This window comes from Citrobacter sp. CK199, from assembly GCF_030333285.1.
In the GTDB taxonomy this organism is placed as follows: Bacteria; Pseudomonadota; Gammaproteobacteria; order Enterobacterales; family Enterobacteriaceae; genus Citrobacter_B; species Citrobacter_B koseri.
The window spans coordinates 297,486-319,782 of record NZ_JAOWGF010000025.1; the positions used below are offsets into that span (position 1 = coordinate 297,486).

Genomic DNA, 22,297 nt, shown 5'->3' on the forward strand with positions numbered 1-22,297 from the left:
GAACGGGCAGAGCGTAATACACGCCAGTGTTTTTACACTGAAGGGAGAAAGTATGAGCCAGAAATTAAAAGTCGTCACAATTGGTGGCGGGAGCAGCTACACCCCTGAATTACTGGAAGGTTTTATTAAGCGTTATCATGAATTGCCGGTTTCTGAATTATGGCTGGTGGATGTTGAAGACGGAAAAGAGAAGCTGGATATTATTTTTGACCTCTGCCAGCGCATGATCGACAAAGCCGGTGTCCCGCTGAAATTATACAAAACGCTGGATCGTCGCGAAGCTTTGCAAGGGGCAGATTTCGTCACTACGCAACTGCGCGTGGGCCAGCTGAAAGCCCGTGAACAGGATGAACGCATTCCGCTAAGTCACGGGTATCTGGGGCAAGAGACCAACGGCGCAGGCGGCCTGTTCAAAGGGTTGCGCACCATCCCGGTTATCTTTGATATCGTGAAAGATGTCGAAGAACTGTGCCCGAACGCGTGGGTCATTAACTTCACTAACCCGGCAGGCATGGTGACAGAAGCGGTTTATCGCCACACCCACTTTAAGAAATTCATCGGCGTATGCAATATCCCCGTGGGGATGAAAATGTTCATCCATGACGTGCTGGCATTGCAAGACAGCGACGATCTGTCGATCGACCTGTTTGGCCTCAACCACATGGTGTTCATTAAAGACGTACTGGTGAATGGCGAATCGCGCTTTGCTGAACTGCTGGATGGCGTGGCGTCCGGGCAGTTAAAAGCGTCAACGGTGAAAAATATTTTTGACCTGCCGTTTAGCGAAGGGCTTATTCGCTCGCTGAATATGCTGCCGTGCTCCTACCTGCTTTACTACTTCAAGCAAAAAGAGATGCTGGCGATTGAAATGGGCGAATACTATAAAGGCGGCGCGCGCGCTCAGGTGGTGCAGAAGGTTGAGAAACAGCTCTTCGATCTTTATAAAAATCCAGAGCTGAACATCAAACCGAAAGAGCTGGAGCAGCGCGGTGGGGCTTACTATTCCGACGCCGCATGTGAAGTGATTAACGCTATCTATAACGATAAGCAGACGGAACACTACGTTAATATCCCGCATCATGGTCATGTGGATAATATCCCTGCTGACTGGGCGGTGGAGATGACCTGCACATTAGGGCGGAATGGGGCGACGCCGCATCCGCGCATCACGCATTTCGATGAAAAAGTGCTGGGCCTCATCTATACCATCAAAGGGTTTGAAGTCGCAGCCAGTAAGGCGGCGCTGAGCGGTGAGTTCAATGATGTGCTGTTAGCGCTTAACCTGAGCCCGCTGGTGCACTCCGATCGCGATGCGGAAACCCTGGCGCGGGAGTTGATTCTGGCCCACGAGAAGTGGCTGCCGAATTTTGCGGAATGCATCGAGAAACTCAAAGGCGCACAACACTAACAGAGGTTGGGTATGGAACGCTTATTGATTGTGAATGCGGATGATTTTGGCCTGAGCAAGGGACAAAACTACGGCATTGTCGAGGCTTGTCGGAATGGCGTTGTGACGTCCACAACGGCGCTGGTCAATGGTGAAGCCATCGACCATGCGGCGCAATTGTGCCGTGACGTGCCGAAACTGGCGGTGGGGATGCATTTTGTACTCACCTTAGGGAAGCCGCTGACGGCGATGCCGGGTTTGACGCGTGAAGGGCTGCTGGGAAAATGGATCTGGCAAATGGCCGAGGAAGAGACCTTGCCGCTGGATGAAATTTCGCATGAGCTGGAGTGTCAGTATCAGCGTTTTATCGACCTTTTTGGCCGTGAGCCAACGCATCTGGACAGTCATCACCATGTGCATATGTTCCCGCAAATTTTTCCCATTGTGGCACAGTTTGCGGCAGAACGCGGCGTTGCTCTGCGTATCGATCGCCAGTCGGTGCTTAATGCTGACGATCTGCCGGTAGCGTTACGCAGCTCGCAGGGATTCAGCAGCGAGTTTTACGGCGACGCTATTGCAGAAGCGCTGTTTCTTCAGGTGCTGGATGCCTCTGCTGACAGAGGCGAAAAGTCACTGGAAGTGATGTGTCATCCGGCGTTCATCGACAATATCATCCGTCAGAGCGCCTATTGTTACCCCCGCTTGACTGAGCTTGACGTGCTGACGTCTGCGTCGCTGAAGTATGCGATTGCGGAACGCGGGTATCGTCTCGGCAGTTTTCTTGATGTCTGACTCCTGAGTTTGCGGCGCATTGCTGCGCCGCATTTTTTATGCCGTCAGCCTGACGGCGCTTGTTTTACCCGCCCGTGACCAGACGCGGTGCGATGCCATCAGCGTAAACCGCACATGCAAGGCGGGACGAACGGGGGCAAAATCAGCTAAGATAGTGTTTTTCTGATTTTTAGCATTTGCCTTTAGTGAAGCAACTGATGATGAAACCTCTTCGCCAACAAAATCGCCCGGTTATCAGCTATGTTCCACGCGTGGAGCCCGCGCCGCCAGAACATGCGATAAAAATGGACGCGTTTCGTGACGTATGGATACTGCGCGGAAAGTATGTCGCCTTTATCTTAATGGGGGAGGCATTTCAGCGATCGCCTGCATTTACCGTTCCTGAGTCGGCGCAGCGATGGGCGAATCAGGTTCGCCAGGAAAATGAGATAGCCGAATAATTCGCATAAAAAAACCGCCTGATTAAGGCGGTTTGTTCATCACGCGGGATCAATGATGTGCCAGTTCGGCATCGTCTTCACTGTCCAGAAGGGTTTTGTCCGTCTGCTTCAGCCACTGGCTGGTCAGCGTACCGGCAGTCATTGAGCCGCTCACGTTCAGCGCGGTACGACCCATATCGATCAGCGGTTCAACGGAAATCAGCAGCGCGACCAGCGTGACCGGCAGGCCCATCGCAGGCAGAACGATCAGCGCGGCGAAGGTGGCGCCGCCGCCGACGCCCGCGACACCGGCAGAGCTGACGGTCACAATACCGACCAGGGTGGCAATCCAGACCGGATCAAGCGGGTTAATACCGACAGTTGGCGCAACCATCACCGCCAGCATAGCCGGGTACAGGCCTGCACAACCATTCTGACCAATCGTCGCGCCAAAAGAGGCGGAGAAGCTGGCGATGGATTCCGGTACGCCCAGACGACGCGTTTGCGCTTCCACGTTCAGCGGAATGGACGCGGCGCTGGAGCGGCTGGTAAAGGCGAACGTCAGAACCGGCCATACTTTACGGAAATATTTCAGCGGGCTGACGCCGTTGACGCCCAGCAGGATACCGTGCACCACAAACATGATGATCAGGCCAAGATAAGACGCGACCACGAAGCTACCCAGTTTGATGATGTCCTGTAGGTTAGACCCTGCGACGACTTTGGTCATCAGCGCCAGTACGCCATATGGCGTCAGTTGCATTACCAGGCGCACCAGCTTCATCACCCAGCTTTGCAGGGTATCGATAGCGATTAACACGCGTTCGCCTTTCGGCGCGTCGTCTTTCAGCAGTTTCAGCGCCGCGACGCCGAGGAATGCCGCGAAGATCACCACGCTGATGATGGAGGTCGGGTTTGCGCCGGTCAGGTCAGCAAACGGGTTTTTCGGCACAAACGACAGCACCAGTTGCGGCACGCTGAGGTCGGCGACTTTTCCAACATAGTTGGTTTCGATGGCGTTCAGACGCGCGGTTTCCGCGCCGCCCTGCACCAGACCTTCCGCCGTCAGACCGAACAGGTTGGTGACCAGTACACCCACCAGTGCGGCAATCAGGGTAGTGAAAAGCAGCGTGCCAATGGTCAGAAAGCTGATCTTACCCAACTGAGACGCGTTATGCAGACGCGCAACGGCGCTGAGAATAGACGCGAAGACCAGCGGCATGACGATCATTTGCAGCAGTTGTACATAGCCGTTGCCGACGATGTTGAACCACTGAACGGAGTCTTTTAGTACCTGGCTGTCAGACCCGTAAACGGTGTGCAGGGCGAGACCGAAGATCACGCCCATCACCAGACCGACCAGCACTTTTTTTGCCAGACTCCACTGTTTGTGGCGAGTTTGCGCCAGCACGAACAGCAGTGCAACGAACACCACGATGTTCGCGATTAATGGAAAATTCATCCCCGTTCTCCTGATTTTTTTATACGTATCGCCGTGTGACAGCGATCCTGTTGGCGCAAGGTTAGCAGAACTGTGACCGACCTCTTATATTCAAATGGAATTGTTTATGCCAAAAATGACATTTATGCTGGTTTACTCAGCAATCTGGTGATTTATAAAGCGATCGAACTGCATTTGCAGCATATTAATCATCTGCGACGACCAACGCACTGCACTGTTTTCGGGCATTGTCTGCGGCATCCAGATAGCCCACACGAATAACGCCATGCATAAAAAACGCTCCAGTTGATTGCCTTTTTGCGGAACGAGGATCGGCAGACGAAAGCGCCAGCGGCAGGGCCAGAGCAGGGGAACGCCCGCCGGGGTCAGCATATCGGCCAGAATATGGCTTAAATAACCGAGCACCATTCCTTGCAGGGCATCGGCCGGAATAATCCAGCTCTCCGGCACTTTCAGGTAGAAAAGGGCAAGCATAGCGAACACGGCGAACAGGCTGTGCGTAAACCCGCGATGGCCGAACGCGCGCGCGACAGGTTTTGATATCCATTTCAGACGCTGGCCAAGAAATGATTTTGGATGATCAATATCGGGCAGCAGGCAGGTCAGGATGGCCGAAGGGACAATATGCCACCAGTCGCCCTGAGCGAGAACCGGCGTCAATTCCGCATTTTTGGCAAACACTGCGCAGGCAATGGAAAAAAGAAGGTGGCCTTCCGCCGTCATGATAAAACCCAATAAACTGTCAATTCATACAGTATAGGGTTTTTATACAGTAGGCGGAAGAGGTGACGTTGTAACTCTATGTCACAAATGACATGAATTAGCGCGCCAGCCAGCCGCCATCGACGGCGAGGGTATAGCCGTGAACGTAATCAGACGCCGAAGAAGCGAGAAAGACAACCGGGCCTTGCAGATCGGCAGGTGTGCCCCAGCGTCCGGCCGGAATGCGGTCAACAATCTCTTTGCTGCGTGCGGCGTCATCCCGCAGCTGCTGCGTATTGTTCGTCGCCATATAACCGGGAGCGATGGCGTTCACGTTGATGTGGTGCTCCGCCCATTCGTTCGCCAGCAACCGCGTGATGCCCAATACGCCGCTTTTCGACGCAGTATAAGAAGGAACGCGAATGCCGCCCTGGAATGAAAGCATTGAGGCGATATTAATAATCTTCCCGCCATCACCTTGCTTCAGGAATTGCCGTGCGACGGCCTGAGAGAGAAAGAACACGGATTTGAGATTCAAATTCATCACATCGTCCCAGTCTTTCTCGCTAAACGACAGCGCGTCTTCGCGGCGGATCGTCCCGGCGTTGTTCACCAGAATGTCGATTCGGCCAAACTGTTCGACCGTTTGCGCGACAATAGCCGGGATAGCGCGTTGCTGGCTCAGGTCGGCCTGGATCGCCATAAAACGGCGTCCGAGCGCCTCCACTTTTGCTGCCGTATCGTGGGGGACTTTGCGATTAACGCCGACGATGTCGCAGCCTGCTTCCGCCAGCGCCAGCGTCATACCCTGCCCAAGCCCGGTATCGCATCCGGTCACTATCGCGACTTTACCTGCAAGACTAAACGCATCCAGAATCATGTTCACCTCGGCTATCGGTTTTTATCAGTTTTTTGCCCTGAGAAAAGGATAGAAGAGGCGGTGAAGGAATACAATAAAAAATGAAACAGTGTTTTATAAAGCAGATGTGCGTAGCAAAACGGGCAATGTCGCCACCGCCCGTCGCTATTTAACCGCGCAGATGCGCTGCGGTCAGTTCAGCCAGCGAAGTCAGTTTGACGTTGGCAAGGGCGAAGCGCGGGTCGTGCTGGCCTTCTTCCGCCGGAACAACAATTGAGCGCATTCGCGCCGCTTTCGAGGCGACCATGCCGTTGACGGAGTCTTCCAGCGCAACACAGGTTAACGGGTCAACGCCCAGTTTGGCCGCGCAATCGAGGTATACCTGCGGATGCGGCTTGCTGTAAGGCAGTTTTTCCGCAGAGGCCAGGGCATCGAAACTTTCACGCAGATCAAACATGGTCAGCACCTTTTCCAGCATATGCAGGGGGGAAGCGGAGGCCAGACCGACCATTAACCCCTGAGATTTGCACAGCGCAACCGCTTCGCGCACGCCGGGGAGCAGCGGGCGAGTTTCTTCAACCAGTGAGATGGCGCGGGTAATGATTCGGTCGGTAACCGCCTGACGGTCTGGCCCATTCCACGGTTGTTGGGCGTACCAGAGGTCAACAACCATATCGATGCGTAAACCCAGCGTATCCGGGAGTTCATGGCGGCGGGTAATATCTACGCCTAAACTTGCCATGACCTCCAGTTCAGCTTGATCCCAAAGCGGTTCGGAATCGATCAGTAGTCCATCCATATCGAAAATTGCAGCAAGAATCTGACGCGGGGTTGACATTACAACCTCTCCTTTTGAGGTAAGAACACAATGGATTAAGCGCTTATTATGGCTAATGACGTATCATAGCGCCTTTAAAGAACAGGCGAAATTGGTTATCAGCAGGTAGACTTAGGCCAAAACGACGCGTCTTTATCAAGGGGAACTCATGACGTATCAACAAGCTGGACGCATTGCTGTCTTAAAAAGGATTCTGGGATGGGTGATTTTTATCCCCGCGCTTATTTCCACACTGGTTTCATTGCTGAAGTTTATGTATGAGCACAGCGAAAAGCAGGAAGGGATTAACGCGGTGATGCTTGATTTTACTCACGTTATGATTGATATGATGCGGGCGAATACCGCGTTCCTGAACCTGTTCTGGTATAACTCGCCAACGCCGGATTTTCAACACAGTCTGAACATTGTTTTCTGGGTGATTTTTGTGTTGATTTTCGTTGGCCTGGCATTGCAGGACTCAGGCGCCAGGATGAGCCGCCAGGCGCGTTTTCTTCGCGAAGGGGTTGAAGATCAGCTTATTCTGGAAAAAGCGAAAGGCAGCGAGGGGTTGTCACGCGAGCAAATTGAGTCGCGCATCGTGGTTCCGCATCACACGATCTTCTTACAGTTTTTCCCGCTTTATATCCTGCCGGTGATTATCATCGTGTTGGGCTACGTTTTCTTTTCGCTTCTTGGATTTGTGTAGCAATGAAAAATGCCCGATAGCGCTTCGCTTATCGGGCCTGTGGTTCAGTGCATTTGTAAGCTGTCATCCGGCACAATAGCTATGCCGCCAGCAACCTTTCCATCGCTTTTTGCGCCACCACCAGGTGTTGCCCGCCAAACAGTCTCGCCCGATTGAGCAGGGTATAGAGCTGATAGATCGGCTGGCGATCCAGAAAATCCAGCGGTAGCGGAGAAACAGACTGGTAGCCATCATAGATCTGCGGAGGTTGGTCGGTATGCAGCGGCAGCATGGCCAGATCGCACTCCCTGTCGCCCCAGTAACAGGCGGGATCGAAAATATAGGGGCCATCAGGCCCAAGCGCGCAGTTTCCTGACCATAAATCGCCGTGCAGCAGCGAAGGCTGCGGCTGATGCGAGGCCAGACGCTGCTGAACATGCTCAACGATCGCATCGATATTGCCAAATGCGATGCCTTTTTCTGCCGCCAGTTCGAGCTGCCAGCCAATGCGTTGTTCGGCAAAAAATGTTGACCAGCGTCGTTGCCAGGCATTGGGTTGAGGCGTGGTGGACAGGGCGTTATCAAAATCAAGGCCAAACTGGGGCTGGTCGCTCCATTCATGTAAATGGGCAAGTTGCTGACCGAGGATAAAGGCGTTGTGGGCATCCAGAGGACGGGGAGGAAGATAATCCATCACCAGAAAACTGTAGTCTCTGTCTGAGCCCTGCGCCCAGACTTTCGGGACGGTGACGGTTTTACTGCGGGAAAGCAGCTCCAGTTGGTCAGCTTCCGCCGTAAAGCCGGGAAGGAGCTCTCTTTCATCACATTTGACGAAAAAATCGCGTCCCGCATAGCGTAAATGCCATGCGGCATGGATCTCTCCGCCGGGCAGTTCATTACGCAGTTCGATTTCGCCTTCACCTAATTGCTCGCTTAAAAGACGACTGATAGCCTGCCACATGATGTCTCTCCCCATGTTGTCTGCCAGATCATAAGGTTAGCGCATAAATGCGGTGAAAAAACACGAGCTAACGCACACCGTAGACGCGTTTTTGCACAATGGCACTGATATTATCGGTCTTTAGTCCACTCCTCCCATGTCATGACCGATATTTCTGGTTTCTTATCTAAAGCGCTTTCCGCCAGCCCGGCGGTAAGCGCGGCGATCTCATCTTCGCTCAGGGCGCTGATAAAACCAAATGTATTGGTACCCAGTTCATGTACATGCCCTTGCTCGTCGGTCATGGTGAGCAGAAAACCGCACCGCGTCAGATGGTTGTTCAACTCGTTAATTTCTGTCAGCGAGTCTTCATGAAATTTCACGGTTATGACATAGCGGATGACATCACCACTGACCATAAATCACCTCTTTGTAATCACATGATTTTTTAGCATAGTCGGTTAATTCGTATGCTGATAGCTTTGCCGCTGAAACCCCCTCGTAATAAGGAGGGGGATGGCCCGATCACTGAGAAAGCCAGGCGTAGATTTTCTGCGTATCGTCCCGGGAACACAGACGTGTTCCTTGATTCAACGTCGCCGCGCTGCCTGCCGAGACGCCGAAACGCACCATCTCTTCCAGCGAGGCGTTTTCCGCCAGTTTTAGCGTCATTGCGCCAACCATGCTGTCGCCCGCGCCGACGGTACTTTGACTTCTGACGGGAGGGGGAACAACCTGGACGCAGCTTTCGCTATCCACCGCCAGCGCCCCCTGCGGCCCCAGAGACACAACGACGCGGCGCGCTTTGCCGCTCTTCACGATTTCCTGCGCCGCTTTGCGCACATCGTCAGGCTGCGTGAGTTCGCGATTGACCAGCGCGCTCAGCTCTTTTTGGTTCGGTTTGACCAGTTCAATATTGCCGAGAGATAACGCCGCGTTGAGCGCATCGCCCGAACTATCAATAATGCAGCGGATACCCTGTTTCTGCGCGGCGGCAATAAGCTGCGTCAGTTTTTCCAGCTTGACGCCGGGCGGCAGACTCCCGCTGATAACCAAAATGGCGCCGGATTCGATCTCCAGAACCTGTTCTTCAATCTGGCGAAATTCGTCATCGTCGAGTGCCGCGCCGGGCATGACAAAGCGATATTGCTCCCCGCTGGACTCCACATGAACATGCAGGTTTTGTCGCGTCCAGTCTTTGGCGTCGATGGTGACGACGGGGACGTTTTCATCGGCCAGAAGTGCGACCAGATGTTCGCCGGTCGCGCCGCCTGCGGGGAAAATCGCGGTTGCGGTTCCGCCAAGATGGGCAATCGCGCGGGCAACGTTGATTCCGCCGCCGCCGGGTTCAAAAACGGGTGATGAACAGCGAAGTTTCCCTTCGGGATAGAGTTGTGGGGTGATTGTTGCGCTATCGAGAGAGGGCGCAAGTGTTAACGTATAGATACGTATCATCTTTACCTCCTGTTAGGCTGACTTCAGTCTGGCACTGAATGCCCGGAAAGGGAAGTAATTAACAATATGATTTACTGGATATTTATTTAAAATTACCGGGAGAAAGATATATAAATAAATATCTGCTTTGGGAACTCTCTTATTCAAAAAATGAAATAAGAATTCATTGCTATGTTATTCGAGCCTTTTTATAATTTGTTACCTTTCCTGGATCGTTTGTCATTGATCCTTATGAAAGTTTCCGGGACCGTAACGGTCTCTTTTTTTGTTGTACGGACTCTTTATAAATGAAGCTTTTGAAGACAGTACCCGCTGCATTAATGTTGGCAGGGGGCGTATTTGCGTCAATGCATGCCGCTGCTGATGATTCCGTTTTTACTGTCATGGATGATCCCGCCACTGCGAAGAAACCCTTCGAAGGTAACCTGAATGCGGGCTACCTTGCTCAGTCAGGCAACACGAAAAGTTCTTCTTTAACGGCTGACACCACGATGACCTGGTACGGTGCAACCACCGCCTGGTCGCTGTGGGGGAATGCCAGCAATACATCCTCCAACGATGAGCGCTCTTCGGAGAAATACGCGGTAGGCGGCCGTAGCCGTTTCAATATGACCGACTACGATTACCTGTTTGGCCAGGCAAGCTGGCTGACAGACCGTTACAACGGTTATCGTGAGCGTGACACACTGACCGCCGGTTATGGCCGTCAGTTCCTCAACGGGCCGGTGCACAGCTTCCGTTTTGAATTCGGTCCTGGCGTACGCTATGACGAACATACCGATGGCAAAACCGAGACCCAACCGCTGGGCTACGCTTCCGGTAGCTACGCCTGGCAGATGACGGATAACACCAAATTTACGCAGGGCGTGTCCGTTTTCGGCGCTGAAGATACCACCCTCAACTCAGAGACGGCGTTGAATGTCGCGATCAACGAGCATTTTGGTTTAAAGGTGGCTTATAACCTGACCTGGAACTCCGAACCGCCCGCAACGGCGCCGGAACATACCGATCGCCGCACGACGGTATCGTTAGGGTATAAGATGTAATCGCCTGCCGGGTTGTTTTAAACACGACCCGGCTTTTTAAATTAGCGTTTTTATCGCGATTGCGCGCTAAGTGAAATTATATTTATATTTTCCGTAGCGAATGCCATTCATAAAAATGCGTTGAACGTGCATATTATTGATGCTTTCTATTCATTCGCAGGAATTAACTTTCGGCGAACGCTTCGGATATTAGCCCCAAATCATCGCCGCCCAGCGGAGCAGCAACATTGCGCCGCAAATGAGGAGCAATACGACAACCATCTTCCAGTGTTTTTTGGCAAAGCGGTTTGTTGGCATTTTCTCTCTTCCTGTCAAAATCGGACTGATGCTCCCAGTGTAACAAAAGCGATGGCGCGTCAGGGAATTGATTTACATCATACAGTTCGGCGTGATTGCGGCTTTGATCGGCAGTCAATGCCGTGTACACTGTCAAGCGGTGTTATCAAAAAACGGGTGTAGGTCCAGTCTTGCCATTCAGGCGGGCCGTGACATATTTCGCAGAGTGAAGCGGGAATCAGCCCATAACTTTTTGATAATTTTAAATATTGAAACTTTGTATGTGATCTTTCGTGTGGGTCACCACTGCAAATAAGGATATAACATGCCTGTTATTACTCTTCCTGATGGCAGCCAACGCCATTACGACCACGCTGTAAGCCCCATGGATGTTGCGCTGGACATTGGTCCAGGACTGGCGAAAGCCTGTATCGCAGGTCGCGTTAATGGCGAACTGGTTGACGCGTCCGATCTCATTGAACACGACGCTCAGCTGGCAATCATCACCGCGAAAGATGAAGAAGGTCTGGAGATCATTCGTCACTCCTGCGCGCACCTGTTAGGGCACGCGATTAAACAACTTTGGCCGAACACCAAAATGGCTATCGGTCCGGTTGTCGATAACGGTTTTTACTATGATATTGATCTCGACCGTACGTTAACCCAGGAAGATGTCGACGCGCTCGAAAAACGGATGCACGAGCTTGCTGAGAAAAACTACGACGTCATTAAGAAGAAAGTGAGCTGGCACGAAGCGCGTGAAACCTTCGTGAAGCGTGGCGAAACCTATAAGGTTTCTATTCTTGATGAGAATATTGCGCATGATGACAAGCCGGGCTTGTATCATCATGAAGAATATGTCGATATGTGCCGTGGCCCGCACGTGCCGAACATGCGTTTCTGCCATCACTTCAAACTGATGAAAACCGCAGGGGCATACTGGCGTGGCGACAGCAACAACAAGATGCTGCAACGTATTTATGGTACGGCGTGGGCGGATAAAAAATCCCTGAACGCCTATCTGCAACGCCTTGAAGAAGCCGCCAAGCGCGACCACCGTAAAATCGGTAAGCAGCTTGACCTGTATCATATGCAGGAAGAAGCGCCAGGTATGGTGTTCTGGCATAACGACGGCTGGACTATCTTCCGTGAACTGGAAGTCTTTGTGCGTTCTAAGCTCAAAGAATATCAGTATCAGGAAGTTAAAGGCCCGTTCATGATGGACCGTGTGCTGTGGGAAAAAACCGGGCACTGGGAAAACTACAAAGATGCGATGTTCACTACCTCTTCAGAGAACCGTGAATACTGCATCAAGCCGATGAACTGCCCGGGCCACGTGCAGATCTTCAACCAGGGTCTGAAGTCCTACCGCGATCTGCCGCTGCGTATGGCGGAATTCGGTAGCTGCCACCGTAACGAACCGTCAGGCGCCTTGCATGGCCTGATGCGCGTACGTGGCTTCACCCAGGATGATGCGCATATCTTCTGTACTGAAGAACAGATTCGCGATGAAGTGAACGCCTGTATTCGTATGGTCTACGATATGTACAGCACCTTTGGCTTCGAGAAGATCGTCGTCAAACTTTCCACTCGCCCCGAAAAACGTATCGGTAGCGATGAAATGTGGGATCGTGCTGAGGCGGATCTGGCCGTTGCGCTGGAAGAAAACAACATCCCGTTTGAGTATCAACTGGGTGAGGGCGCATTCTACGGTCCGAAAATTGAATTTACCCTGTATGACTGCCTCGATCGTGCATGGCAGTGCGGTACGGTACAGTTGGACTTCTCTCTGCCGTCTCGTCTGAACGCCTCTTATGTTGGCGAAAACAACGAGCGTCAGGTGCCGGTGATGATTCACCGCGCGATTCTTGGGTCAATGGAACGTTTCATCGGTATCCTGACTGAAGAGTTCGCAGGCTTCTTCCCGACCTGGCTTGCGCCGGTTCAGGTAGTGGTGATGAACATTACCGATACTCAGTCTGAATACGTTAACGAATTGACGCAGAAACTACAAAATGCGGGCATTCGTGTAAAAGCAGACTTGAGAAATGAGAAGATAGGCTTTAAAATCCGCGAGCACACTTTACGTCGTGTCCCTTACATGTTGGTCTGTGGCGACAAAGAGGTAGAAGCAGGCAAAGTAGCCGTGCGTACCCGTCGTGGCAAAGACTTGGGCAGCCTGGACGTAAATGAAGTTATCGAGAAGCTGCAACAAGAGATTCGCAGCCGCAGTCTTCAACAACTGGAGGAATAAAGTATTAAAGGCGGAAAACGAGTTCAAACGGCGCGTCCTAACCGTATCAATGGCGAAATTCGCGCCCAGGAAGTTCGCTTAACAGGTCTGGAAGGCGAGCAGCTTGGTATTGTGAGTCTGAGAGAAGCTCTGGAAAAAGCTGAAGAAGCTGGAGTAGACTTAGTCGAAATCAGCCCTAACGCCGAGCCGCCGGTTTGTCGTATAATGGATTACGGCAAATTCCTCTATGAAAAGAGTAAGTCTTCTAAGGAACAGAAGAAAAAGCAAAAAGTTATCCAGGTTAAGGAAATTAAATTCCGTCCTGGTACAGATGAAGGCGACTATCAGGTAAAACTCCGCAGCCTGATTCGCTTTCTCGAAGAGGGCGATAAGGCCAAGATCACGCTGCGTTTCCGCGGTCGTGAGATGGCCCACCAACAGATCGGTATGGAAGTGCTTAATCGCGTGAAAGAAGATCTGGCTGAACTGGCAGTTGTCGAATCCTTCCCTACGAAGATCGAAGGCCGTCAGATGATTATGGTGCTCGCTCCTAAGAAGAAACAGTAAGGCCTTCAAGTAGCAATTCCTGTGGAGCCTTCGGGCTTCACAGATTTTGTTCGCCTGGGTTTCGTTTATTAACAATGCGAAGTGGAAGTTATTAAAATGCCAAAAATTAAGACCGTACGCGGTGCTGCTAAGCGCTTCAAAAAAACCGGTAAAGGTGGTTTTAAGCACAAGCACGCTAACCTGCGTCATATTCTGACCAAAAAAGCGACCAAGCGTAAACGTCACCTGCGCCCGAAAGCCATGGTTTCCAAAGGCGATCTGGGTCTGGTAATCGCGTGCCTGCCGTACGCATAAGCCGTTAACGTTTTTTTTAACTTTTTTATGCCCAATAGATTTCGCATGTCGCAAGGCGGTTAACGTCGCGAAAATGTGAAAGATGAAGGGCGAATCAGAATAGATACAGGAGAGCACTATGGCTCGCGTAAAACGTGGTGTAATTGCACGCGCACGTCACAAGAAAATTTTGAAACAAGCCAAAGGCTACTACGGTGCGCGTTCTCGCGTATACCGCGTTGCCTTCCAGGCAGTTATCAAAGCTGGTCAGTATGCTTACCGTGACCGTCGTCAACGTAAGCGTCAGTTCCGTCAACTGTGGATTGCGCGTATCAACGCAGCAGCACGTCAGAACGGTATTTCTTACAGCAAATTCATCAACGGCCTGAAAAAAGCCTCTGTTGAAATCGACCGTAAGATCCTGGCTGACATCGCAGTATTCGACAAAGTAGCGTTCACCGCTCTGGTTGAGAAAGCGAAAGCAGCTCTGGCATAAGCCAGTGAAAAGAGGGAGCCTGGCTCCCTCTCTTTTATTTGTAGTGCAATCAATCAGTTGACAATTTATCCGTAACCCTTTTCAATAAAGGTTGTCCGGTTTTACCACACAAGGTAACGCAAGCATGAATGCTGCTATTTTCCGCTTCTTTTTTTACTTTAGCACCTGATTCCAGGAGGCTAGCGCGTGAAAGAAGAAACGAAAAACAGCGCGAAAAAGCCTCCTGATGGAGGCTTTTTTTGTACCTGAAATCGAGAGATTAAGTCCAACGAACCGGTGTCTTCACCGACACAATGAGGAAAACCATGTCACATCTCGCAGAGCTGGTTGCCAGTGCGAAGGCAGCCATTAACCAGGCGTCAGATGTTGCCGCGTTAGACAATGTACGCGTCGAATATTTGGGCAAGAAAGGGCATTTAACCCTTCAGATGACGACCCTGCGTGAATTGCCGCCAGAAGAGCGTCCGGCAGCCGGCGCGGTTATCAATGAAGCAAAAGAGCAGGTACAACAAGCGCTGAACGCGCGCAAAGCGGATTTAGAAAACGCGGCGCTGAATGCACGTCTGGCGGCGGAAACCATCGACGTTTCTCTGCCTGGGCGTCGTATTGAGAACGGTGGTCTGCATCCGGTAACACGTACCATTGATCGTATTGAAAGTTTCTTCGGTGAGCTTGGTTTTACCGTGGCGACTGGCCCGGAGATCGAAGACGATTACCATAACTTCGATGCGCTGAACATTCCAGGCCATCACCCGGCCCGCGCTGACCACGACACTTTCTGGTTTGATGCCACCCGCCTGCTGCGTACGCAGACCTCCGGCGTGCAGATTCGTACCATGAAAGAACAGCAGCCGCCGATCCGTATTATTGCGCCGGGCCGAGTGTACCGTAACGACTACGATCAAACGCACACCCCGATGTTCCATCAGATGGAAGGGCTGATTGTTGACACCAACATCAGCTTCACCAACCTGAAAGGCACGCTGCACGACTTCCTGCGTAACTTCTTTGAAGAAGACCTGCAAATCCGTTTCCGTCCTTCTTACTTCCCGTTCACGGAACCGTCCGCAGAAGTGGATGTGATGGGCAAAAACGGCAAATGGCTGGAAGTGCTGGGTTGCGGGATGGTACATCCGAACGTTCTGCGCAACGTGGGCATCGACCCGGAAATCTACTCTGGCTTCGCGTTTGGTATGGGGATGGAGCGTCTGACCATGCTGCGTTATGGCGTGACCGATCTGCGCTCATTCTTCGAAAACGATCTGCGTTTCCTCAAACAGTTTAAATAAAGGCAGGGTAAAACAATGAAATTCAGTGAACTGTGGTTACGCGAATGGGTGAACCCGGCAATCGACAGCGATGCGTTGTCGGATCAGATTACGATGGCGGGTCTGGAAGTGGATGGCGTTGACGCCGTCGCCGGTGAGTTCAACGGCGTGGTTGTGGGTGAAGTGGTGGAGTGCGGCCAGCACCCGAACGCAGATAAACTGCGCGTTACGAAAGTGAACGTGGGCGGCGAACGTCTGCTGGATATCGTCTGTGGCGCGCCTAACTGCCGTCAGGGGCTGAAAGTAGCCGTTGCAACTATCGGCGCGGTTCTGCCGGGCGATTTCAAAATCAAAGCCGCTAAACTGCGCGGCGAGCCGTCGGAAGGGATGCTGTGCTCCTTCTCCGAACTGGGGATTTCCGACGACCATAGCGGCATCATCGAATTACCGACGGATGCGCCGATCGGAACCGATATCCGTGAATACCTGAAGCTTGACGATAACACCATTGAAATCAGCGTGACGCCGAACCGCGCCGACTGCTTAGGGATCATCGGTGTGGCGCGTGATGTCGCTGTCCTGAACAAAATCGCGCTGGTTGAGCCGGAGATCGCACCTGTTGCAGCCACCATCAATGACACGCTGCCGATCGCGGTTGAAGCGCCGGATGCCTGCCCGCGCTACTTGGGTCGCGTGGTGAAAGGCATTAATGTTAAAGCGCCTACGCCGCTGTGGATGAAAGAGAAGCTGCGTCGCTGCGGCATTCGTTCCATTGATGCTGTCGTTGACGTCACCAACTATGTACTGCTTGAACTGGGTCAGCCGATGCATGCCTTTGACAAAGACCGTATTGAAGGCGGTATTGTCGTGCGTATGGCCAAAGAGGGCGAAACCCTGGTGCTGCTGGACGGCACAGAAGCGAAGCTGAGCACCGATACGCTGGTGATCGCGGATCACCACAAAGCGCTGGCGATGGGTGGTATCTTTGGCGGCGAGCATTCCGGCGTGAATGAGGAAACGCAAAACGTGCTGCTGGAATGCGCGTTCTTTAGCCCGCTGTCTATTACCGGTCGTGCGCGTCGCCACGGTCTGCATACGGATGCTTCCCACCGCTATGAGCGTGGTGTGGACCCGGCGTTGCAGTACAAAGCAATGGAGCGCGCCACCCGCCTGTTGATCGACATTTGCGGCGGCGAAGCCGGTCCGGTTATCGACGTCACGAATGACGCCACGCTGCCGAAACGCGCGACCATTACGCTTCGTCGTAGCAAGCTGGATCGTCTGATCGGGCATCACATTGCCGATGAGCAGGTGAGCGATATTCTGCGTCGTCTGGGCTGCGAAGTGACTGAAGGTCAGGACGAATGGAAAGCGGTCGCGCCGAGCTGGCGTTTCGACATGGAGATTGAAGAAGATCTGGTCGAAGAAGTGGCCCGCGTGTATGGCTATAACAACATTCCTGATGAGCCGATTCAGGCGGGTTTAATCATGGGGACTCACCGTGAAGCCAACTTGTCGCTGAAGCGTGTGAAAACCATGCTCAATGACAAAGGCTACCAGGAAGTGATCACCTATAGCTTTGTCGATCCGAAGGTTCAGCAACTGCTGCATCCGGGCGAAGAAGCGCTGTTGCTGCCAAGCCCGATCTCCATTGAGATGTCGGCGATGCGTCTTTCACTGTGGACCGGCCTGCTGTCAACGGTGGTCTATAACCAGAACCGTCAGCAGAATCGCGTGCGTATCTTTGAAACCGGTCTGCGTTTCGTGCCGGATACCCAGGCAAATCTGGGCATTCGTCAGGATCTGATGTTGGCAGGGGTGATTTGCGGCAACCGTTATGACGAGCACTGGAATCTGGCGAAAGAGACCGTTGATTTCTATGATCTGAAAGGCGATCTGGAAGCGGTGCTGGATCTCACCGGCAAACTGGCCGACATTCAGTTCAGGGCGGAAGCGAATCCGGCGCTGCATCCTGGGCAGTCCGCGGCGATTTATCTGAAAGGTGAACGCATTGGTTTTATTGGGGTTGTTCATCCTGAGCTGGAACGTAAACTGGATCTGAACGGTCGCACTCTGGTGTTTGAACTGGAGTGGAATAAGCTCGCAGACCGCGTGGTGCCTCAGGCGCGCGAGATTTCGCGCTTCCCGGCTAACCGTCGCGACATCGCGGTGGTGGTCGCAGAAAACGTTCCCGCAGCGGATATTTTATCCGAGTGTAAGAAAGTTGGCGTAAATCAGGTAGTTGGCGTAAACTTATTTGACGTGTACCGCGGTAAGGGTGTTGCGGAGGGTTATAAGAGCCTCGCTATCAGCCTGATCCTTCAGGATACCAGCCGTACACTCGAAGAAGAGGAGATTGCCGCTACCGTCGCCAAATGTGTAGAGGCATTAAAAGAGCGATTCCAGGCATCATTGAGGGATTGAACCTATGGCGCTTACAAAAGCTGAAATGTCAGAATATCTGTTTGATAAGCTTGGGCTTAGCAAGCGGGATGCCAAAGAACTGGTCGAGCTGTTTTTCGAGGAGATTCGTCGTGCTCTGGAAAACGGTGAGCAGGTGAAACTCTCTGGTTTTGGTAACTTCGATCTGCGTGATAAGAATCAACGTCCGGGACGTAACCCGAAAACGGGCGAAGATATTCCCATTACAGCACGGCGCGTGGTGACCTTCAGACCCGGACAGAAGTTGAAAAGCCGGGTTGAAAACGCTTCGCCCAAAGAAGAGTAATCTGATCTAACTAAAAAGGCCGCTTTGCGGCCTTTTTTCTTTCCTGTGATGGTTACGCACCGTAAAATCAACATCATCCCTTTTCAGCTGAATGGAAAACATGCTGACTTTTGCCTGCCAACAACAGCGCCGCAATGTGCGCTGGTTATCCAGTCTGTCGGTGCTTATGCTGCTGGCAGTGGTATTAAGCCTGTGCGCCGGAGATCAGTGGATAGCCCCTGGCGACTGGTTCAGCGCCCGTGGTGAACTGTTTGTCTGGCAGATACGACTCCCTCGCACGCTTGCTGTTCTGCTGGTAGGCGCCGCGCTGGCGCTGTCAGGCGCGGTAATGCAGGCGTTATTTGAAAACCCGCTTGCCGAGCCCGGATTGCTTGGCGTCTCCAACGGCGCTGGCGTGGGCCTTATTGCCGCAGTGCTACTGGGGCAAGGTCAGTTACCCGGCTGGGCGCTGGGGATTTGCGCTATTGCCGGCGCGCTTATCATCACACTTATTCTCCTGCGATTTGCCCGTCGACATTTATCAACCAGCCGCCTGCTGCTGGCGGGCGTTGCGCTTGGCATTATTTGCAGCGCGATGATGACGTGGGCCATCTATTTTTCAACCTCCTTCGACCTGCGCCAGTTGATGTACTGGATGATGGGCGGATTCGGCGGGGTGGACTGGCAGCAGGCCTGGCTGATGATTGCCCTGATCCCGGTTTCACTCTGGATTTGCTGCCAGTCGCAGCCGATGAATATTCTGGCGCTGGGCGAAACGTCCGCGCGTCAGCTGGGGCTGCCGCTGTGGTTCTGGCGCAATTTGCTGGTGGTCGCCACGGGCTGGATGGTCGGCGTTAGCGTTGCGCTCGCGGGTTCGATTGGGTTTATCGGCCTGGTGATCCCACATATCTTACGGCTTTGCGGTCTGAGCGATCATCGCGCTTTGCTGCCGGGCTGTGCGCTGGCGGGGGCGATAGCTCTGCTGCTGGCGGATGTTATCGCCCGTCTGGCGCTGGCGTCGGCGGAACTGCCTATCGGCGTAGTGACGGCGACGATGGGGGCGCCGGTCTTCATCTGGCTATTATTAAAATCCAGGCGCTAGCCAAAATGAGAAATGAGGAAGTCATTAGTATGTGGCAACGGATGAAATGGGGTCTGTATGTGCTGGCGGCACTCAGCGGTTCTGCGATGGCCGCACCGCTGACGGCGCAATACGTGTCGGCTATCGCGACGCAGGAAGAACAGCGTCTTCATGCCCGGATTGGCATTGCGGTACTTGATACGGCGACCAACAGTATCACCCATTATCGGGGAGAAGAACGGTTCCCGTTAAACAGTACGCACAAGCCGCTGTTATGCGCAGCGTTATTACGTGAAGTCGACAGGAAGGCGCTGGCGCTTTCTGCTTCAACGCAGTTTGAACCCTCGCAGCTGGTGGAGTATTCGCCGATTACTGAAAAACATGTGGCGCCAGACGCCATGAGCTGGGCGCAATTGTGCAGCGCGGCGGTAAGCTACAGCGATAACACGGCTGCCAATCTCATCGCCAGGAAGCTCAACGGGCCGCAGGCCGTCACGCAGTTTTTGCGTGATTCGGGGGATACGATAACCCGCCTCGATCGCTATGAGCCCGAACTGAACAGCGCCATTCCCGGTGATGAACGCGACTCCACGACGCCTGTCGCGATAGCGAAGACGCTCAATACGCTACTGCTGGGGAATGTGTTGCAGCCATCCTCAAGAGAGCAGCTTATGCAATGGATGCGGGACGACAAAGTGGCTGACGGTCTGCTGCGTTCGGTCTTGCCGGACGGCTGGAAAATCGCGGATAAAACCGGGGCGGGCGACAACGGTTCGCGTTCTATTGTCAGCGTTGTCTGGCCGACATCACAAAAACCTCTGCTCGTGGTTATCTATATTACACAAACTCCGGCGACAATGGCGCAGCGTGACGCCGCGATTGTCCGCATCGGGGAGTCGCTGTTTTCAACACTCGCAGTCTATGATTAAAAGCTGATATTTGATCACTCACATCCGCCTGTTATATGGGAGACGCTATGCAAGATACCATTCTCAACACTGAAGTGACGACGATCGACGGGGATGTCACCACGCTTGAGAAGTACGCCGGAAACGTACTGCTGGTGGTTAATGTGGCCTCGAAATGTGGCTTAACGCCACAATACGAACAGCTGGAGAATATTCAGAAAGCCTGGGCCGATCAGGGCTTTACGGTGTTAGGTTTTCCCTGCAACCAGTTTCTTGGTCAGGAACCTGGCACTGAAGAGGAGATTAAAACCTATTGCAGCACCACCTGGGGCGTCACATTCCCGATGTTCAGCAAGGTTGACGTCAATGGTGAGAACCGCCATCCACTGTATCAGAAGTTGATTGCCGCAGCGCCTGCCGCCGTTGCGCCGGAAGGTAGCGGTTTCTATGAGCGCATGGCGAGTAAAGGCCGCGCGCCGCTTTACCCGGACGATATTTTGTGGAACTTTGAGAAGTTTTTAATCGGCAGGGATGGACAGGTCGTACAGCGTTTCTCACCGGACATGACGCCTGAAGATCCGGGGATGGTGGAAAGTATCAAAATCGCGTTGGCAAAATAATGATCTCGTTGATGCAGTTACAGGATGTTGCCGAAACGACGCGTCTGGGGCCGCTTTCCGGCGACGTTAAGCCTGGCGAGATTCTTCACCTCGTGGGGCCGAATGGGGCAGGGAAAAGTACGCTGCTGGCGCGTATGGCGGGCTTAACCTTCGGGGAAGGCACCGTCATATTCGACGGCGCGTCGCTGGAGACATGGCCTGCGGCGAAACTGGCTCAACATCGGGCCTATCTCGCGCAGCAGCAGAATCCCCCATTTTCAATGCCGGTCTGGCATTTCCTGACGCTGCATCAACCTGATAAAACGCAAACGAACCTGCTGAATGACGTTGCGCAGGCGCTTGGGCTGAGCGACAAGCTGGGGCGGAGCGCGAATCAACTCTCCGGCGGCGAGTGGCAGCGTGTACGTCTGGCGGCGGTGATATTGCAAATTCACCCTCACGCTAACCCGCGAGGGCAGCTTCTGCTACTGGATGAGCCGATGAACAGTCTGGACGTTGCGCAACAAAACGCGCTGGATAGGCTGTTGAGCCAGCTATGCAGCCAGGGTATCGCCATCGTGATGAGCAGCCATGACCTTAACCATACTCTGCGCCACGCGCATCGCGCCTGGTTGCTGAAACAGGGGAAATTGATCGCCAGCGGGCGGCGTGACGAGGTGCTGACGCCGCCAAATCTGGCCCGGGCATACGGCATGAACTTCCGTCGGCTGGACGTTGAAGGCCACAGAATGCTCATATCAACCACTTAAGTTAAATGGGTTCTTGAAAAACACATAATTTCCACGCTAAATAGAAGCAAGAATAAAAAGATAGAGGATTCGTCCTGAATGCGCTTTTGGCTTCTTCTTATCGCAGCACTGTTTTTGGCAGGGTGTAGCAGCCATCGTGCGCCAGCACCTAACGCCAGGCTTTCGGATTCCATTATGGTTATCGCGGGCCTGAACGATCAGCTACAGTCCTGGAGAGGTACACCGTATCGCTATGGCGGAATGAGCCGTAGCGGGGTGGACTGCTCGGGATTTGTGTTGATGACGATGCGCGACAAATTTGATTTACAACTGCCGCGTGAAACGCGCCAACAGTCAAAAATTGGTACGGAAATCGACAAAGATGAACTGCTGCCCGGCGACCTGGTCTTTTTTAAAACCGGATCGGGGGAAAGTGGTTTGCACGTCGGCATTTATGATACCAACAATCAATTTATTCATGCGTCTACCAGCCGTGGCGTGATGCGCTCATCGCTCGACAATGTCTACTGGCGGAAAAATTTCTGGCAGGCGAGACGTATTTAATGCTATCGATGG

26 protein-coding genes and 1 other annotated feature are annotated in these 22,297 nt (G+C 52.9%); of the genes, 18 read left to right on the forward strand and 8 right to left on the reverse strand.

Annotated elements, in window-relative coordinates; translation table 11 throughout:
- Window positions 1–52 precede the first annotated feature (52 nt).
- The 3 genes from OGX75_RS10345 (at window position 53) to cedA (ending at window position 2,619) form a co-directional block, all read left to right on the forward strand.
- Window positions 53–1,408: a 6-phospho-beta-glucosidase gene (locus OGX75_RS10345; protein WP_012132625.1), complete on the forward strand. Its 1,356-nt coding sequence runs from the start codon at window positions 53–55 to the stop codon at window positions 1,406–1,408.
- Between the two features lie 12 nt (window positions 1,409–1,420).
- A complete protein-coding gene (chbG, locus tag OGX75_RS10350) occupies window positions 1,421–2,179 on the forward strand; it encodes a chitin disaccharide deacetylase (protein ID WP_112002381.1) in 759 nt (252 codons plus the stop codon).
- 176 nt (window positions 2,180–2,355) lie between these two features.
- The gene (cedA, locus tag OGX75_RS10355) at window positions 2,356–2,619 is read left to right on the forward strand and encodes a cell division activator CedA (protein WP_196050445.1); all 264 of its coding nucleotides are present in this window, start codon (window positions 2,356–2,358) and stop codon (window positions 2,617–2,619) included.
- Between the two features lie 49 nt (window positions 2,620–2,668).
- Here cedA and tcyP read toward each other — a convergent pair whose 3' ends face one another.
- The 4 genes from tcyP to hxpB all read right to left on the reverse strand — a co-directional run bounded on the left by tcyP (window position 2,669) and on the right by hxpB (window position 6,459).
- A complete protein-coding gene (tcyP, locus tag OGX75_RS10360) occupies window positions 2,669–4,060 on the reverse strand; it encodes a cystine/sulfocysteine:cation symporter (RefSeq protein ID WP_012132621.1) in 1,392 nt (463 codons plus the stop codon).
- 132 nt (window positions 4,061–4,192) lie between these two features.
- Complete coding sequence (locus OGX75_RS10365; protein WP_077956894.1) at window positions 4,193–4,795, reverse strand: metal-dependent hydrolase; 603 nt, start codon at window positions 4,793–4,795, stop codon at window positions 4,193–4,195.
- 85 nt (window positions 4,796–4,880) lie between these two features.
- Window positions 4,881–5,642: a 2-dehydro-3-deoxy-D-gluconate 5-dehydrogenase KduD gene (kduD, locus tag OGX75_RS10370; RefSeq protein WP_012132619.1), complete on the reverse strand. Its 762-nt coding sequence runs from the start codon at window positions 5,640–5,642 to the stop codon at window positions 4,881–4,883.
- Window positions 5,643–5,790: 148 nt separating this feature from the next.
- Complete coding sequence (hxpB, locus tag OGX75_RS10375; protein ID WP_012132618.1) at window positions 5,791–6,459, reverse strand: hexitol phosphatase HxpB; 669 nt, start codon at window positions 6,457–6,459, stop codon at window positions 5,791–5,793.
- A gap of 148 nt (window positions 6,460–6,607) precedes the next feature.
- On the opposite strand from hxpB, the gene OGX75_RS10380 reads away from it, so the two are divergent.
- On the forward strand, window positions 6,608–7,144 hold the full coding sequence (locus OGX75_RS10380; protein ID WP_012132617.1) for a YniB family protein: 537 nt from the start codon (window positions 6,608–6,610) through the stop codon (window positions 7,142–7,144).
- Between the two features lie 79 nt (window positions 7,145–7,223).
- Here the strand turns inward: OGX75_RS10380 and OGX75_RS10385 are convergent, their stop codons facing one another.
- The 3 genes from OGX75_RS10385 to pfkB all read right to left on the reverse strand — a co-directional run bounded on the left by OGX75_RS10385 (window position 7,224) and on the right by pfkB (window position 9,518).
- Window positions 7,224–8,084: a fructosamine kinase family protein gene (locus tag OGX75_RS10385; protein ID WP_024130386.1), complete on the reverse strand. Its 861-nt coding sequence runs from the start codon at window positions 8,082–8,084 to the stop codon at window positions 7,224–7,226.
- 110 nt (window positions 8,085–8,194) lie between these two features.
- Complete coding sequence (locus tag OGX75_RS10390; RefSeq protein ID WP_058669039.1) at window positions 8,195–8,482, reverse strand: type V toxin-antitoxin system endoribonuclease antitoxin GhoS; 288 nt, start codon at window positions 8,480–8,482, stop codon at window positions 8,195–8,197.
- 106 nt (window positions 8,483–8,588) lie between these two features.
- Window positions 8,589–9,518 carry a 6-phosphofructokinase II gene (gene pfkB, locus OGX75_RS10395; RefSeq protein WP_049008572.1) on the reverse strand — a complete coding sequence of 310 codons (930 nt, stop codon included), beginning with the start codon at window positions 9,516–9,518 and terminating at the stop codon, window positions 8,589–8,591.
- Window positions 9,519–9,805: 287 nt separating this feature from the next.
- Between pfkB and OGX75_RS10400 the strand changes: the two genes are divergently transcribed.
- Window positions 9,806–10,564, forward strand: a complete 759-nt coding sequence (locus OGX75_RS10400) for a DUF481 domain-containing protein (RefSeq protein ID WP_012132613.1) — start codon at window positions 9,806–9,808, stop codon at window positions 10,562–10,564.
- 189 nt (window positions 10,565–10,753) lie between these two features.
- On the opposite strand, the gene yniD is transcribed toward OGX75_RS10400, so the two are convergent.
- Window positions 10,754–10,861 carry a small membrane protein YniD gene (gene yniD / locus OGX75_RS10405; RefSeq protein WP_096753848.1) on the reverse strand — a complete coding sequence of 36 codons (108 nt, stop codon included), beginning with the start codon at window positions 10,859–10,861 and terminating at the stop codon, window positions 10,754–10,756.
- 304 nt (window positions 10,862–11,165) lie between these two features.
- Between yniD and thrS the strand changes: the two genes are divergently transcribed.
- The 13 genes from thrS (at window position 11,166) to OGX75_RS10470 (ending at window position 22,285) form a co-directional block, all read left to right on the forward strand.
- Window positions 11,166–13,094, forward strand: a complete 1,929-nt coding sequence (gene thrS / locus OGX75_RS10410; RefSeq protein WP_060816194.1) for a threonine--tRNA ligase — start codon at window positions 11,166–11,168, stop codon at window positions 13,092–13,094.
- 3 nt (window positions 13,095–13,097) lie between these two features.
- Complete coding sequence (gene infC / locus OGX75_RS10415; RefSeq protein ID WP_047457361.1) at window positions 13,098–13,640, forward strand: translation initiation factor IF-3; 543 nt, start codon at window positions 13,098–13,100, stop codon at window positions 13,638–13,640.
- A 96-nt stretch (window positions 13,641–13,736) separates the two neighbouring features.
- Entirely contained in the window at window positions 13,737–13,934 is a 198-nt protein-coding gene (gene rpmI / locus OGX75_RS10420) for a 50S ribosomal protein L35 (protein WP_001124225.1), read from the forward strand.
- A 118-nt stretch (window positions 13,935–14,052) separates the two neighbouring features.
- Window positions 14,053–14,409 carry a 50S ribosomal protein L20 gene (gene rplT, locus OGX75_RS10425; protein WP_000124850.1) on the forward strand — a complete coding sequence of 119 codons (357 nt, stop codon included), beginning with the start codon at window positions 14,053–14,055 and terminating at the stop codon, window positions 14,407–14,409.
- 119 nt (window positions 14,410–14,528) lie between these two features.
- Window positions 14,529–14,652 (forward strand) — a sequence feature (Phe leader region).
- Window positions 14,534–14,578, forward strand: a complete 45-nt coding sequence (pheM, locus tag OGX75_RS10430) for a pheST operon leader peptide PheM (protein ID WP_001386830.1) — start codon at window positions 14,534–14,536, stop codon at window positions 14,576–14,578. Its footprint overlaps the feature before it by 45 nt.
- A gap of 62 nt (window positions 14,653–14,714) precedes the next feature.
- Window positions 14,715–15,698, forward strand: coding sequence for a phenylalanine--tRNA ligase subunit alpha (gene pheS / locus OGX75_RS10435; RefSeq protein WP_024130384.1), 984 nt, complete (start codon window positions 14,715–14,717; stop codon window positions 15,696–15,698).
- Between the two features lie 15 nt (window positions 15,699–15,713).
- The gene (gene pheT / locus OGX75_RS10440) at window positions 15,714–18,101 is read left to right on the forward strand and encodes a phenylalanine--tRNA ligase subunit beta (protein ID WP_012132607.1); all 2,388 of its coding nucleotides are present in this window, start codon (window positions 15,714–15,716) and stop codon (window positions 18,099–18,101) included.
- A gap of 4 nt (window positions 18,102–18,105) precedes the next feature.
- Window positions 18,106–18,405: an integration host factor subunit alpha gene (gene ihfA, locus OGX75_RS10445; protein WP_001229266.1), complete on the forward strand. Its 300-nt coding sequence runs from the start codon at window positions 18,106–18,108 to the stop codon at window positions 18,403–18,405.
- A 100-nt stretch (window positions 18,406–18,505) separates the two neighbouring features.
- Window positions 18,506–19,486, forward strand: a complete 981-nt coding sequence (gene btuC / locus OGX75_RS10450) for a vitamin B12 ABC transporter permease BtuC (protein ID WP_071258189.1) — start codon at window positions 18,506–18,508, stop codon at window positions 19,484–19,486.
- Window positions 19,487–19,515: 29 nt separating this feature from the next.
- A complete protein-coding gene (bla, locus tag OGX75_RS10455) occupies window positions 19,516–20,394 on the forward strand; it encodes a class A beta-lactamase (protein WP_286451583.1) in 879 nt (292 codons plus the stop codon).
- A gap of 47 nt (window positions 20,395–20,441) precedes the next feature.
- Window positions 20,442–20,993, forward strand: a complete 552-nt coding sequence (locus tag OGX75_RS10460; RefSeq protein WP_024130381.1) for a glutathione peroxidase — start codon at window positions 20,442–20,444, stop codon at window positions 20,991–20,993.
- Entirely contained in the window at window positions 20,993–21,742 is a 750-nt protein-coding gene (btuD, locus tag OGX75_RS10465) for a vitamin B12 ABC transporter ATP-binding protein BtuD (RefSeq protein ID WP_049008559.1), read from the forward strand. The genes OGX75_RS10460 and btuD overlap by 1 nt, the downstream gene beginning before the upstream one ends.
- A 78-nt stretch (window positions 21,743–21,820) precedes the next feature.
- Window positions 21,821–22,285 (forward strand): C40 family peptidase, encoded by a 465-nt coding sequence (locus OGX75_RS10470; RefSeq protein ID WP_012132602.1) that lies wholly within the window; start codon window positions 21,821–21,823, stop codon window positions 22,283–22,285.
- The last annotated feature ends 12 nt before the right edge of the window (window positions 22,286–22,297 follow it).

What these genes read in the sequence shown, in the direction of transcription:
- OGX75_RS10345 (WP_012132625.1), top strand. Translation starts at nt 53, where the DNA reads ATGAGCCAGAAATTAAAAGTCGTCACAATTGGTGGCGGGAGCAGCTAC.
- chbG (WP_112002381.1), top strand. Translation starts at nt 1,421, where the DNA reads ATGGAACGCTTATTGATTGTGAATGCGGATGATTTTGGCCTGAGCAAG.
- tcyP (WP_012132621.1), bottom strand. Translation starts at nt 4,060, where the DNA reads ATGAATTTTCCATTAATCGCGAACATCGTGGTGTTCGTTGCACTGCTG.
- kduD (WP_012132619.1), bottom strand. Translation starts at nt 5,642, where the DNA reads ATGATTCTGGATGCGTTTAGTCTTGCAGGTAAAGTCGCGATAGTGACC.
- hxpB (WP_012132618.1), bottom strand. Translation starts at nt 6,459, where the DNA reads ATGTCAACCCCGCGTCAGATTCTTGCTGCAATTTTCGATATGGATGGA.
- OGX75_RS10380 (WP_012132617.1), top strand. Translation starts at nt 6,608, where the DNA reads ATGACGTATCAACAAGCTGGACGCATTGCTGTCTTAAAAAGGATTCTG.
- OGX75_RS10385 (WP_024130386.1), bottom strand. Translation starts at nt 8,084, where the DNA reads ATGTGGCAGGCTATCAGTCGTCTTTTAAGCGAGCAATTAGGTGAAGGC.
- OGX75_RS10390 (WP_058669039.1), bottom strand. Translation starts at nt 8,482, where the DNA reads ATGGTCAGTGGTGATGTCATCCGCTATGTCATAACCGTGAAATTTCAT.
- pfkB (WP_049008572.1), bottom strand. Translation starts at nt 9,518, where the DNA reads ATGATACGTATCTATACGTTAACACTTGCGCCCTCTCTCGATAGCGCA.
- OGX75_RS10400 (WP_012132613.1), top strand. Translation starts at nt 9,806, where the DNA reads ATGAAGCTTTTGAAGACAGTACCCGCTGCATTAATGTTGGCAGGGGGC.
- yniD (WP_096753848.1), bottom strand. Translation starts at nt 10,861, where the DNA reads ATGCCAACAAACCGCTTTGCCAAAAAACACTGGAAGATGGTTGTCGTA.
- thrS (WP_060816194.1), top strand. Translation starts at nt 11,166, where the DNA reads ATGCCTGTTATTACTCTTCCTGATGGCAGCCAACGCCATTACGACCAC.
- rpmI (WP_001124225.1), top strand. Translation starts at nt 13,737, where the DNA reads ATGCCAAAAATTAAGACCGTACGCGGTGCTGCTAAGCGCTTCAAAAAA.
- rplT (WP_000124850.1), top strand. Translation starts at nt 14,053, where the DNA reads ATGGCTCGCGTAAAACGTGGTGTAATTGCACGCGCACGTCACAAGAAA.
- pheS (WP_024130384.1), top strand. Translation starts at nt 14,715, where the DNA reads ATGTCACATCTCGCAGAGCTGGTTGCCAGTGCGAAGGCAGCCATTAAC.
- pheT (WP_012132607.1), top strand. Translation starts at nt 15,714, where the DNA reads ATGAAATTCAGTGAACTGTGGTTACGCGAATGGGTGAACCCGGCAATC.
- ihfA (WP_001229266.1), top strand. Translation starts at nt 18,106, where the DNA reads ATGGCGCTTACAAAAGCTGAAATGTCAGAATATCTGTTTGATAAGCTT.
- btuC (WP_071258189.1), top strand. Translation starts at nt 18,506, where the DNA reads ATGCTGACTTTTGCCTGCCAACAACAGCGCCGCAATGTGCGCTGGTTA.
- bla (WP_286451583.1), top strand. Translation starts at nt 19,516, where the DNA reads ATGTGGCAACGGATGAAATGGGGTCTGTATGTGCTGGCGGCACTCAGC.
- OGX75_RS10460 (WP_024130381.1), top strand. Translation starts at nt 20,442, where the DNA reads ATGCAAGATACCATTCTCAACACTGAAGTGACGACGATCGACGGGGAT.
- btuD (WP_049008559.1), top strand. Translation starts at nt 20,993, where the DNA reads ATGATCTCGTTGATGCAGTTACAGGATGTTGCCGAAACGACGCGTCTG.
- OGX75_RS10470 (WP_012132602.1), top strand. Translation starts at nt 21,821, where the DNA reads ATGCGCTTTTGGCTTCTTCTTATCGCAGCACTGTTTTTGGCAGGGTGT.